The sequence below is a fragment of the Bacillus sp. AK124 genome (assembly GCF_053903085.1).
This window is the reverse complement of record NZ_CP096378.1, coordinates 3,414,132-3,426,674: the sequence shown is the minus strand read 5'-3', so window position 1 is coordinate 3,426,674 and position 12,543 is coordinate 3,414,132. Positions and strand designations below refer to the sequence as shown.

General features: G+C 46.5%; 14 protein-coding genes. 12 read left to right on the top strand and 2 right to left on the bottom strand.

The window, feature by feature from the left end:
• Window positions 1-66 precede the first annotated feature (66 nt).
• The 6 genes from M1E06_RS17325 to M1E06_RS17300 all read left to right on the top strand — a co-directional run bounded on the left by M1E06_RS17325 (window position 67) and on the right by M1E06_RS17300 (window position 4,851).
• Complete coding sequence (locus M1E06_RS17325) at window positions 67-930, top strand: DNA-3-methyladenine glycosylase family protein (protein ID WP_023855876.1); 864 nt, start codon at window positions 67-69, stop codon at window positions 928-930.
• A gap of 2 nt (window positions 931-932) precedes the next feature.
• A complete protein-coding gene (gene rlmD, locus M1E06_RS17320; RefSeq protein WP_206761258.1) occupies window positions 933-2,339 on the top strand; it encodes a 23S rRNA (uracil(1939)-C(5))-methyltransferase RlmD in 1,407 nt (468 codons plus the stop codon).
• Between the two features lie 50 nt (window positions 2,340-2,389).
• Window positions 2,390-2,860, top strand: a complete 471-nt coding sequence (locus M1E06_RS17315; RefSeq protein ID WP_254115014.1) for a DUF6884 domain-containing protein — start codon at window positions 2,390-2,392, stop codon at window positions 2,858-2,860.
• Between the two features lie 216 nt (window positions 2,861-3,076).
• The gene (locus tag M1E06_RS17310; protein ID WP_035339189.1) at window positions 3,077-3,571 is read left to right on the top strand and encodes an RNA polymerase sigma factor; all 495 of its coding nucleotides are present in this window, start codon (window positions 3,077-3,079) and stop codon (window positions 3,569-3,571) included.
• Window positions 3,558-4,124, top strand: a complete 567-nt coding sequence (locus tag M1E06_RS17305) for a hypothetical protein (protein WP_231006255.1) — start codon at window positions 3,558-3,560, stop codon at window positions 4,122-4,124. The genes M1E06_RS17310 and M1E06_RS17305 overlap by 14 nt, the downstream gene beginning before the upstream one ends.
• A 1-nt stretch (window position 4,125) precedes the next feature.
• Window positions 4,126-4,851, top strand: coding sequence for a YfjL-like protein (locus M1E06_RS17300; protein ID WP_025810228.1), 726 nt, complete (start codon window positions 4,126-4,128; stop codon window positions 4,849-4,851).
• A 29-nt stretch (window positions 4,852-4,880) separates the two neighbouring features.
• Here the strand turns inward: M1E06_RS17300 and M1E06_RS17295 are convergent, their stop codons facing one another.
• Window positions 4,881-5,456 (bottom strand): TetR/AcrR family transcriptional regulator, encoded by a 576-nt coding sequence (locus tag M1E06_RS17295; RefSeq protein ID WP_025810226.1) that lies wholly within the window; start codon window positions 5,454-5,456, stop codon window positions 4,881-4,883.
• 107 nt (window positions 5,457-5,563) lie between these two features.
• Here M1E06_RS17295 and M1E06_RS17290 point away from each other — a divergent pair, with 107 nt between their 5' ends.
• From M1E06_RS17290 to M1E06_RS17265, 6 genes are all read left to right on the top strand, one after another.
• Window positions 5,564-6,757 (top strand): macrolide family glycosyltransferase, encoded by a 1,194-nt coding sequence (locus M1E06_RS17290; RefSeq protein ID WP_035339187.1) that lies wholly within the window; start codon window positions 5,564-5,566, stop codon window positions 6,755-6,757.
• Window positions 6,758-7,053: 296 nt separating this feature from the next.
• Window positions 7,054-7,377 (top strand): YckD family protein, encoded by a 324-nt coding sequence (locus M1E06_RS17285; protein ID WP_230459160.1) that lies wholly within the window; start codon window positions 7,054-7,056, stop codon window positions 7,375-7,377.
• A 103-nt stretch (window positions 7,378-7,480) separates the two neighbouring features.
• Window positions 7,481-8,686 carry an MFS transporter gene (locus tag M1E06_RS17280; protein WP_023855884.1) on the top strand — a complete coding sequence of 402 codons (1,206 nt, stop codon included), beginning with the start codon at window positions 7,481-7,483 and terminating at the stop codon, window positions 8,684-8,686.
• Window positions 8,679-9,419, top strand: a complete 741-nt coding sequence (locus tag M1E06_RS17275; RefSeq protein WP_125897657.1) for a YfjL-like protein — start codon at window positions 8,679-8,681, stop codon at window positions 9,417-9,419. Before M1E06_RS17280 ends, M1E06_RS17275 begins: the two co-directional genes overlap by 8 nt.
• 314 nt (window positions 9,420-9,733) lie before the next feature.
• Window positions 9,734-11,110, top strand: coding sequence for a sucrose-specific PTS transporter subunit IIBC (locus M1E06_RS17270; protein ID WP_020450590.1), 1,377 nt, complete (start codon window positions 9,734-9,736; stop codon window positions 11,108-11,110).
• Window positions 11,111-11,152: 42 nt separating this feature from the next.
• Complete coding sequence (locus M1E06_RS17265) at window positions 11,153-11,995, top strand: PRD domain-containing protein (RefSeq protein ID WP_020450591.1); 843 nt, start codon at window positions 11,153-11,155, stop codon at window positions 11,993-11,995.
• Between the two features lie 34 nt (window positions 11,996-12,029).
• Here the strand turns inward: M1E06_RS17265 and M1E06_RS17260 are convergent, their stop codons facing one another.
• Window positions 12,030-12,536, bottom strand: a complete 507-nt coding sequence (locus M1E06_RS17260) for a carbonic anhydrase (protein WP_035339184.1) — start codon at window positions 12,534-12,536, stop codon at window positions 12,030-12,032.
• Window positions 12,537-12,543 lie beyond the last annotated feature (7 nt).

Sequence of the window (12,543 nt, the reverse complement as noted above, 5' to 3'; positions counted from 1 at the left end):
GTTCTTTTTTAAGAGAATTTGAAACATGGTATACTGTGGACAAAGAAGAAAAAGGGATGGGAAGCGATGTGGAAGGAAACTGTAAGCGTATCACCGCCGTATCATTTTGACCGCGTCTTGGACAGGCTTTCGCTTGATCCGCTCAATGCGGTCAACCTTGACAAAAGGGAGGTCAAGCTGCCGCTCCGCAATCAAAACAAAGAGCCCCGGATTGTCGCTGTGCAGGCGACGGGAACTGTCGAAGCCCCGGCGTTTGCCGTCAGCGGTACAGACGATCGAGACGCCATGATGAAAGAAGTGAAACGGATCTTCAGATGGGAGGAAAATCTTCAGCCTGTACTGGATCACTTTTCACAATCAAGCTTGTCATCAATTTTCGCAGAGCATGCCGGAACGCCGCTGGTGCTCGATTTTCATTTGTATCATTGCTTGATGAAATGCATGATCCACCAGCAGCTTAATCTGTCTTTTGCTTATACGCTCACAGAGCGGTTCGTTCACACTTATGGAGAGCAAAAGGACGGGGTCTGGTTTTATCCGCTTCCCGAAACGATTGCACAGCTCGACTATAACGACTTGCGCGAACTTCAATTCAGCATGCGGAAGGCTGAATACGTCATCGATACATCAAGGATGATCGCAGACGGCCGTTTAAATCTTGATGAGCTTGATCAATTATCAGATGAAGACATTATGGAAAAGCTGGTGAAAATCAGAGGCATCGGCCCGTGGACCGTCCAAAACGTTCTGCTGTTCGGACTCGGCCGACCCAATCTGTTTCCGGCCGCCGATATCGGCATCCAAAATGCCATCAAACGCCATTTTGGCTTAAACGATAAACCGACAAAAGAACAAATGCTTGAAATGAGCAAAGAATGGCACCCTTATTTAAGCTATGCTTCCTTGTATTTATGGAGGAGCATTGAGTAGAAATGGAGAGAACATCAGTGAAACGTGACAAAAAAGGATCATCAGCAGAATTAAAAGTCGGACAGCAATTTCCGCTGACGATCAAGCGCCTCGGCATCAATGGCGAAGGCGTCGGCTACTTCAAGAAAAAAGTCGTCTTCGTCCCCGGCGCACTGCCGGGTGAAGAAGTCGTCGTCGAGGCGACAAAGGTTCATCCGAAATTTTCCGAAGGGCGGGTCAAAAAGGTGCGCAAGCGTTCAGAGCACCGCGTCAAGCCGCCCTGCATCATCTATGAGCAATGCGGGGGCTGCCAGCTCCAGCATCTGGCTTATGAAGAGCAGCTGAAAGGAAAACGGGACATCGTCATTCAATCGCTCGAACGGCACACCCGTTTTGACATCGGCAAAATGGACATCAGGCCGACGATCGGCATGGAAAACCCTTGGCACTACCGGAATAAAAGCCAGTTTCAACTCGGGCTTTCGAAAAATGGAAAGATGGTAGCAGGGCTGTACGGCCTTGACTCACACCGGCTTGTCCCGATTACGGAATGCATCGTTCAGCATCCGGCGACGAACAAAACGACACAAACCGTCAAGCAGATTCTTGAAGACTTCGGCATTTCCGTCTACAACGAACGGAAGCGAACGGGCGACGTCCGCACGATCGTGACGAGGGTCGGCTTTGAGACGGGGGAAGTGCAGGTTGTCATTGTCACGTCAAAAGAAGACCTGCCGCGCAAGGAGCTCATTGCAGAAGAAATCAAAAAGCGTCTGCCTGAAGTGACATCCGTAATTCAAAACGTCAACAAAGCCAAGACATCGGTTATCTTCGGCGATGATACAAGGCTCCTAGCCGGCAATATGGTCATTCAGGAATTTCTCGGCGAGGTTACGTTTGAGCTGAGCGCCCGCGCTTTTTTTCAGCTTAATCCGATCCAGACGGTCAAGCTGTATGACGAAGTGAAAAAAGCGGCGAAACTGAGCGGGCGCGAAAAAGTCGTCGATGCCTACTGCGGCGTCGGCACAATCGGAATGTGGATCGCCGACGGAGCAAAAGAAATCCGCGGCATGGACGTTATCAAAGAATCGATCGATGACGCCAACCAAAATGCCAAAAAGCACGGAATTGATAATGCGCGTTATGTCACAGGAACGGCGGAGCACTGGCTGCCGAAATGGACTAAAGAAGGCTTCAGGCCTGATGTCGTCATCGTCGATCCGCCAAGAACTGGCTGTGACCGCACCTTCCTTGATACGATCAGGCAGGTTAAGCCGAAGCGGTTCGTTTATGTCTCATGCAATCCGTCAACACTTGCGAAAGATTTGCAGTACTTAGCGAAGGATTACCATGTCGAATACATTCAGCCTGTCGATATGTTTCCGCAGACGGCGCACGTCGAATCGGTCGTATCGCTGAAGCTGAAATAAAACGCCTTTTTAAAGGCGTTTTTTAGCGGAACCAAAAGGGGGGACATATGATGAAAAGACTCTGCATCATCCCGTGCGGGGCGAAGAAAATCTGGGTTGTCGATCCGGGCATCGGCCCGTCCGCCGCAAAGGATGTCTATCTGAGTCCGTTTCATCGGGCGTGCGGCGCATATGCGCAGACGTTTTTTGCGGATTGGGTGATTCTTTCAGCAAAACACGGTTTTTTAAAACCGGAAGATATCGTTCCTGAAAACTATGATGTCACATTCGGGATGGACCACCCGGAGATTATGGCGGATGATGAGCTGAAGGCGCAAGGTGAACGGAAAAACTTGATGGATTATGACGAAATCGTTATGCTCGGCGGGAAAAAATACAGGCCTGTTTTGAGGAACGTGTTTGGCAGCCGCCAGCAGATCACTTACCCGCTGGCGGGCTATCGGGGAATCGGCTATATGCTGCAGGCGCTGAAGCGGGCTGTCGATGAAGGCCGGGAGCTTAGTGAACCTGAAAACAACTGAAGAGAAAGTGAGTTTTTTAAAATCGCTGGCGGGTTTGCCTAAATAAGGGCAGGGCATGATCTGGAAGGCATTTGTTTGGCGGCTGGGATATCCGGAGGCAAAATGAAATATTCATTTTTGCCTCTTTTTTTATGCGATTTTTTGTAACAAAAAGAGGTTCAGCGGTACTAATAAGTGAATGGAAAAATAGCGGCAGCCCAGCCGGGGAGGGGCTTTATGAAGCTTGAGGAAGTCTACAAGAGTATTCAGCCTTCCGTTTATGCCTTTTTCTACGTTAAGACATTTCATAAAGAAACAGCGGAAGATTTAACACAGGAAGTATTTTATCAGGCTGTGAAAGGCTATCATACATTTTCGGGAAAGTCGACAATCAAAACATGGGTGTTTGCGATTGCTAAAAATGTGTTGAAAAAACACTTTCGTTCAGGAGCGTCAAAAGCCGGGACAAACATGATATTTCAGCATGAGGAAGCGGCTTGCTTATCTCCTGAAGAACACCTTCTGAAAACCGAGAAAGAGCGGCGGCTTCTCGAGGAAATCAACCGGCTTGATGAGGCTTCAAAGGAAATTGTCACCCTCCGTATCTACGGAGAATTATCATTTAAAGAAATCGGCATGCTCACAGGCAAAACCGAAAACTATGCCAGGGTCGGGTTTCACAGAGCAAAGCTCAAGCTACAGCAAGAAATGGAGGGCTATGATGAAGGATAAGGAACGCAGTGTATTCAAAGATTTGCTTCCTTTATACCATGAGGGGCTGTTAAGCAAAGAGTCGGCTGAATGGATTGAGGAAGCGGCCGAAAACGATGAAGAGCTTCAAAAGCTTTTGAAGATGACGGAGGCCGAGCTTCCGAAGGAACATATCGAATCGACTGTTCATGAAAGTCAAATGTTTAAAAAAATCAATCGGAAGCTCTCCTTGTACCAATTGATGTTTACAGCCATTTCGTTTTTTCTCGCGATTCACACATCCCTGTTAAATGAGAGCTTCGGCTTTATTTTGTGGTACGCCGTGCTTGGGCTTGCGGTGTACTTGTTTTACCGGGATATGAAACTTGTGATTCTCCTCTCCTTTGCGCCGATTTTCATTTGGGGGATGGGGGATATTCTGGCCGGCTGGGATGCAGCCGACGGTACAGGGGTTGTGGAGCACCTGCTGTATTCTGTCTTTGGCGCTTTCATGCTTGCTGTTATTCACTGTTTTTTCGCCGCGGCCGGGATGATGATCGGATGGCTGTTCTTAAAGCTGAAAGAAAGTAGTTGATATGATGAAAAAGAAAATCTTGTATAGCGTATTGATCGTGCTGCTCGTTTCTTTTGTGCTTGCCGCATATAACGCCTTCAACGGAAATCCCGTAAGCAAGAAGCTGTCTCAAACGGCGCTTGAGCATTATTTGACTGACCGCTATCCTGAAAAAGACTTGCGGATCGACAGCGGGCTTTATAATTTCAAGTTCTCCGAATATGTATTTGAAGTCACGGATACCGGCGATCAAAAGCGCAAAGATCCCTATCTGTTTTCTTTGAGAGGGTTTGTTCAACCAGAAGTACACACGGACGGTATCTATGAAGAGAACCTCAACGAACCGCTGATGGAGCGGCTTGGAGAAGAAGCCGGAAAAGAAATCAAAACGTTTTTATCGAAAAACATAAACCATCTGAAAGACGTTGACGTGCATGTGGAAGTATTAAAAGGAAAGCTGAAAGAGGACGCAAAATGGGAGAAAAGCCTCCGCTTAGAGCGGCCGATGGAGATTCATATTTTACTTGATGCCGCAAATGCCGACCGAAAAGACGTATACAAAACGGCGCAAAAGATTCAGCGCCTGTTGAATGAAGAAAGGTACGACTATGAAAGCGTGACGATTAATGCCAACATTTTTGAGGGGGAAGATATCAAAGACGACGAGACCGGCTATGTCAAATACAGCACCTTCTTTGAAAAAAATACGGATACCAGGCTGAAGGATGTTGAGGAGCTAAATGAGTAGCGATCCATCCTTCAGTCTGAAAGGTTTGATCAGATGTGCAAACCGCCGCAGAAAGCGGCGGTTATCTGTTTAATATAAGTGTCTTTAGCGACTTTTTGAAACCGGCCGTCAGCCAATGCGCCAGAAGAGAAGTATCCGTATAAAGATGACAGAAAAGCGAAGGCCTGTGAATCCGCATCTCCCTTTTTCATCAGGCTTTTGTCCTGCATCGTTTGAAAGTAGTCTGTTAAATAACGAAGGAGTTCTTCCATATGCTTTAACAGAGAACCGAAAAGATCAGTCATCCTTCCGCCGTCTTGAACAGCGATAAGGTAGAGGGGCTTGTTTTTTTCCATATGAAGCAAATACGATTCTGCAATCAATGTTAAGTCATTCTCCAGGTTCCAAGTGATATCATTTTCAAATACGCGCTGAAAGGCTGGTATATAAGAAAATTGCTGAACGGCCGCTTCCAAAAGTCCGAGCTTTGTGTTGAAGTGGCGATAGACCGTCATCTCGCTGACGCCTGAATGGAGCGCGATATCCTTTACCGTCACCGACTTGAAACCGTATTTTTGCATTAAGTCTAAAGCAGCAGATATGATCCGTTCGTTCGTCTCTTGCAAAGGTGTATACCCCCATTTTATGATAGTTAGTAGTAACTAACACCAGTCTAATCAGGCGCTGAATTGATGTCAACCCGTTTCAAAAAGGATAAAAAGGAGTTTTAATCATGAAAAATATTTTAATCGTCAATTTTCCGGCGGAAGGGCATGTCAATCCTACATTAGGGATCACCAAAGCATTTGCTGACAGAGGCGACAATGTGCACTATCTTTCAACAGAAAAGTATAAAGACAGGCTGGAGGGCGTCGGGGCTACCGTCCATTTATACAAAGATCTGGTAAGAAACGCGCATATTGATCCGAATTCACCGTCCGGCCTTCTTGAATTTTTAAAAATTCATCTCAAAACCTCGCTGTATATTTTAGACATTGTAAAAGAGCTGTCCAAAAGCATTTCGTTCGATGCCGTGTATTATGACACATTCGGTGCAGGTGAATTGGTCAGGGATTATTTGAACATTCCGGGAATCGCTTCGTCGGCTTCATTTCTCTTCGGACAAGAACATATGAAGATTCTGCCGCTGCATCCGGATTCAGGCGCGGAGCTGCACTTGGACAAAGAATGTGAAGACATGCTTAGTGAACTGAAAGAAAAGTACGGCGTCTCACCTAGGCATACAGGACAGTTTATGAGCAATCAGGCGGAGTTGACGGTTGTGTATACAAGCCGGTATTTTCAGCCTGAAAGCGACCGTTTTGGGGATGATGTGCTGTTTATCGGTCCGCGTTTTCCGAAGCGCCTGGACAAGACCGATTTTCCGATAGAATCGTTAAAGAATGAGAAAGTCATTTATATTTCAATGGGAACCGTACTTGGTAAAACTGAGGATTTTTTCAATATGTGCATCGATGCATTCCGTGATTTCGACGGCAAGGTTGTCATCGCCGCCGGCGAAAAGTCGAACTACGCGGATATAAAAGAAGTGCCGGAGCATTTTATCATTGCACCGTATGTGCCGCAATTAGAGGTGCTTAAAGAAGCCGATGTGTTCATCACCCACGGCGGCATGAACAGCGTCAATGAAGGCATTCATTACCGTGTCCCGATGGTCGTGCTTCCGCATGATAAAGATCAGCCGATGATCGCCCAGCGCCTGAAAGAACTGAATGCTGGATATCCGCTGTTTGCAGAAGAGGTCAATGCTGAAAGATTGAGGGATGCAGCAGAACAAGTACTTACTGACGGAAAGTATCAGGAAGGCATTCAAAAAATTGATGAAAGCTTCAGCAACTGCATGGACATGATAGACGCATTGGCGCGCATTGATGAATATACGGCGCGGAAATCGCTGCAGCCTTAATAGAAAGCCCAGCCGCTTTACCAAGCGGCTTCAGCGTGTCGACAAACCCTCGCATTCGTTGTCAGGCCTGCGCGTCGGTGCTCACGAATTCCAACATTCGCTCCGCTCCGATGCTCGGCCTTCCTAGACTGCAAGGGTTTTCAATCACGCTGAAAGGATGACAAAATCCCAAAACTAAAAGTCGTTTTGGGATTTTGTCAACAATCTGAAGCCGCTTTACCAAGCGGCTTTTTTTATGCATAAACTCCGCAAAACAGATAAAAATAGAATGAATCATAGATCAGAAAGGATGTTGCATGATGCGCAAACTGTGCGTTTGCCTGCTTCTCGTCATTCCGCTGTCATGTACGGCTGTCATGTCTTCTGCCTACGGGGAAACACGCGTTTATCAAGAGTTGACCGACAAGCAAAAAAATGAACTGGCTTCTTTGCAAAAGGACATTGTGGAAAAGAAAAAACAGCTGATCAATAAGTATGTGGAGTACGGAATCCTTGATCAGGAGAGGGGTAAAGAAATCAAATCTCATATTGAGAAGCGCTATGAAAAAGAGCGGGAAAACGGGTTTCTGCCAAAGTTGAGGCACCAAGAAGAAAAGTTTCACAAGCATCATATTCATTAAACTGAAATAGACGGCGCCTCATTTTCTTCGTGACAAAAGTGTAAAGACAGGTGTAAACTAATACTCATGTAAACTGCTAAGAGAGTAAAGAGGTGTAGTGAGTATGAAGAAGAACCGTCCTGTTTCAGAGCGCAGACTGCTTGGCATCGCCGGTCTCGGCTGGCTTTTTGATGCTATGGACGTTGGCATATTATCGTTTATTATCGCCGCTTTGCACGTGGAATGGAAGTTGACGCCGCAGGAGATGAGCTGGATCGGCAGCGTCAACTCAATCGGCATGGCAGTCGGGGCGTTTGTCTTTGGCCTTTTGGCTGACCGTGTCGGAAGAAAATACGTTTTTATGATTACGCTGCTGTTTTTCTCGATCGGCAGCGGGTTATCCGCTTTGACGACGACATTGTGGGCATTTTTAGTCCTGCGCTTTTTCGTCGGTATGGGGCTTGGGGGAGAGCTTCCAGTCGCATCTACGCTCGTATCCGAAACGGTTGCGCCGGAGCGGAGGGGAAGAGTCGTCGTCCTGCTCGAAAGTTTCTGGGCATTCGGCTGGCTGGCCGCAGCGCTCATTTCGTATTTTATTATTCCGGCCTACGGCTGGCAGATTGCTTTATTAATAACCGCGATACCGGCTATTTACGCCTTATATTTGCGGATCGCCCTGCCGGATTCTCCGAAATATGAGAAGCTTGCGCAGGAAAGGAAGCCGACCGTCGTGGAAAATGTGAAAAACGTCTGGTCCCGCAAATATGCCCGGCCTACGGCCATGCTGTGGATTGTCTGGTTTTGCGTTGTCTTTTCCTACTACGGCATGTTTCTTTGGCTGCCGAGCGTCATGGTGATGAAAGGATTCAGCATGATCCAGAGCTTTGAGTACGTCTTGATCATGACGCTGGCTCAACTGCCCGGCTATTTCTCCGCGGCATGGCTGATTGAAAAAGCCGGCCGGAAAATGGTGCTTACCGTCTACTTGTTAGGGACGGCTGTCAGCGCCTACTTCTTCGGATCGGCTGAATCGCTGGCGCTTCTGCTTGCGTCAGGTATGTTTTTATCGTTTTTCAACCTTGGTGCCTGGGGCGCGCTTTATGCTTATACGCCTGAACAATACCCGACATCAATCAGGGGGACCGGCGCAGGAATGGCAGCCGGCTTTGGCCGAATCGGCGGCATCCTGGGCCCGCTTCTTGTCGGCTATCTCGTCGCCCGGGGAACAGAGATTTCAATGATCTTTTTGATCTTCTGCGTCGCCGTTATTGCGGCTGTCGCGGCGATCTTCTTTTTGGGGACGGAGACGAAGCAGAAAGAGCTTGCCTAATGTCCGAATTCTCCTTCATAATGGACGGGACGCGAGAATTTGGAAAGAGTTGATTGAATTGAAAAAGAAAGCCATCATTACTGGTCTCTCGTTGTTGATTCTTGTGACAGGCTGTTATGTGTATAACGCCTTTTACGGAAATCCGTTCAGCCGCGCGCTGGCTGAACAAAAGCTATCGGCATACTTGCAGGAAGCACACGCCGGTGAAACCTTAAATATGAAAGGGAGCTCCTATAATTTCAAGTTTGCTGAATACCTTTTTCGTGTGTCAGATGAGCGGAATGATGAGTACATTTTCAGCGTGAAAGGCGGATTGCACCCGGCTGTCACAAACGATGGCATCAAAGAAGCCAGACAGGAAAAGACGAGAGCCAGAATAAGCAAAGAAGCCTCAAATGAGATCAAGAGAGAGCTTGAAAAAAAGCTGAAAAACGTAATTGACGTCCAAGTTTCTCTATCAGGAAGCTATGATGTCAATACAAATTGGAAAAAACTGAAGCAAACAGAACCGATCGCTGTTATAGTTACCTTGAATTCAGGCCGGGACGGCCGGAGGCAGGTCTATGACCAGGCAAAAGTGGTGAAAAAGTTATTGAGCGGCTACCATTATGAAAACATTGAGATTGACAGTATGGGCTTAGACGGGGAAGACCGGCCAGGCTATGTGAAGTACAGTGTGCATGTTTTAAAGGACCGTGCGATAGCCATTGAAGATGTAGAGAAGACGCTTTAACGCCTTCTCTTTTTTTATACGGGGGATATATAGGCGGTTTGCACTATTGATGTCCAAGGCCGAAGCGAATAGAATCATATTAAGAACAAATATTGACGGGATTGTTACTGGTAAGGCAGGCAAGACCTAAAATGTGCTAAAGGAACTACAGACCTTAGTGTGCTTTTTTTGCGCCTATCGGCTGATGCTTTCGCATGTTTTAGGTCTTTTTTTATTCCTTTCGCCGGGGGTCTTTGGATGTGATGGCACATTTTTCATTTTGATCGTCTTCTGTTGATTTGATAGGATAGAAAAATTGGAGGAGGTAGATCCGGGTGCTGCATAAAGAGATTGCAAGAGTTCTCTTGCCCCTCATTGGAGGCGCGGAGAATATCATCAGCATCAGCCATTGTACGACAAGGCTGCGTTTCAATGTCAGAGATGAAGAAAAAATCGATATAGCTGCTATTGAAAAGATGGAGTCTGTGCAGGGGACTTTTTTCAGATACGGTTTGTTTCAGATCATTTTCGGTACAGGTGTAGTCAATAAGATTTATAAGGAAATGATTCAATACAGCGATCCGGCTCCTCTTGAAGAAGCCCGGCGGGAGGCGCCGCCAAACATGAACGTATTGACGCGATTTGCCAAAACGCTGTCAGACATCTTTGTGCCGATCATTCCGGCAATCGTTGCGAGCGGATTGCTCATGGGTCTCATCAGTGTGCTTAAAGAATTCAGCCTCGGCGCTTATGGCGGCCCGCTGATGAAAATGCTCGATATTTTTTCAAGCTCAGCGTTTGTCATTTTGCCTGTGCTGATCGGGTTCAGTGCGGCTAAACAGTTTGGAGCGAATCCGTTTTTAGGCGCTGTCATCGGCGGAATTCTGACCCATCCCGATTTACTCGATCCTTCATTGCTCGGCAGCCAAAAGCCGGAATCCGTCGAAGTATTCGGTCTTGAAGTCCCTTTGATCGGATACCAGGGGACGGTCATACCGATTCTCTTATCCGTCTACATAATGAGCAAAATCGAAAAATTCTTAAAAAGAATCGTCCCCCGTTCTTTAGATTTGCTTGTCGCACCGTTTATTACAGTCATGGCTTCCGGATTTGCCGCGCTGTTTATCATGGGGCCGCTCTCACTGATCATCGCTCATTTCGTAAGCGACTGTCTCGGGTTTGTTTATCATTTTGCGGGGGCCTGCGCCGGATTTTTATTTGGCGGGCTTTACTCCTTACTCGTTTTGAGCGGCCTGCACCATAGTTTTTATGTGATTGAAGCGTCGCTGCTTGCAGATCCCGAATATGGGGTCAATTTTCTGCTTCCAATATGGTCGATGGCCAATGTCGCGCAGGGAGGAGCGGGGCTCGCCGTATTTTTGAAAACAAAGAATGCCGCTATCAGAAAGATTGCGATTCCGGCTTCTCTCACCGCTTTTTTGGGAATCGTCGAACCTGTCATGTTTGGCGTCAATCTGAAGCTCGCGAGACCGTTTATCGGCGCATCGATCGGAGGCGCCATCGGAGGGGCATACGCCGTCTTCACACACGTTGCGGCAAACTCTTACGGATTGTCCGGCATCCCGATGATTTCAATCATTCTCCCTCTTGGCACCGCCAATCTCATTCATTATTTAATCGCTTTTGCGATTGCGGTGATTTCAGCATTCATTGCGACTTTGTGTCTTGGCTTTAAAGATGAAAAAGAATAATTCCGTTTTCATTCATTAAAACAGGATGAAAGGAAGGCAGCTATGAAAGTAAAAAAAATCTTAAATAACAATGCGCTCGTCGTCAAGGATGGCGGCGAGGAAAAGATCGTATTAGGTTCCGGAATCGCATTTCAAAAAAAGAAGAATGATATTGTCGATAGATCTAAAATTGAAAAAATATTTGTGATGAAAGATTCAACAGAATACCGCCAATTCGAGGAGATCTTAAAAACGTTGCCGGAAGATCATATTCAGGTGGCGGAGGACATTATTTCTCATGCGGAAAAAGAGCTCGGGATCAAAATCAATGAGCGAATCCATGTCGCTTTTTCAGATCATTTATCATTCGCGATAGAACGGTTAAGCAAGGGAATGGTCATTAAAAATCCGCTGCTTCAGGAAGTTAAAGTCCTCTATACGAAAGAATTTCAAATCGGCCGCTGGGCAAAGGCCCTCATTAAAGATAAGCTGAAGATCGATATTCCGGAGGATGAAGTCGCCAATATTGCGCTTCATATTCATACAGCGAAAACAAACGCGGGAGATATGACAAAAACGCTCGATCTCACAACGATGATCAAGGATATTATCGAGATTATCGAAGATAAACTCAACATTAAAATAAAGGATGAGACGATTTCGTATGAGCGGCTTGTCAACCATCTCCGTTTCGCCATTCAGCATATTGAATCGGGAGAGACATTTTACGAAATGGATGGTGAAATGATCAGCCTCATTAAAAAGAAGTTTGGACAAGCGTTTATGTGCGCAGAAGAAATCGGGGCATTTGTGAAGCGGGAGTATGGCTTTGAATTTCCGGAAAAAGAGCTGTGCTATATTACCATGCATATTCAGAGATTTTATCAGCGGTCTGCTGTTGTGTAAAGAATGCCTGTGTTTAAGACAAAACGGAGCCCTGTTATCGGGCTCCGTTTTTGTTTAAGGTTTCAATTTCCGTTAAAACCGAATTTTCGATTAGAAATCCTTTTACATTGACGTGCGAAGGGATTAACGGGTGCTGTCGGATGGCGGCGACGCTTTTTTGGACGCCTTCGGCCGCATTTTCGCTCGGTGACAGCCATTCATCGATGCTGCCGTACGGAAATTCCGGACTGCAGTTTTGGAAAAGGTACTCTAAAGTTTGCATTCTATCGCTTAAATCTTTGTTTCTATTTAAAAGGTCAGAAATATCTTTATCTGCCGTTTGCTCGTATTTATCGCGGACAATCCAAATTTCTTCCGCTTTGTTCCGGTGGACAAGGGTAATGATATCCCTCATCATATCACCGTAGGGCTGTGAAATATCAGGGAAGACGCTTTTTAAAACAAGGGCGTTCTCAGGCTGAATATTCCCTGCCCGGCAGATGGTCTGTTCAAGCTGTTTCTCCATTCCGATAATCATCAGTATTTTTTTGTTTTCTTCCATGACATTT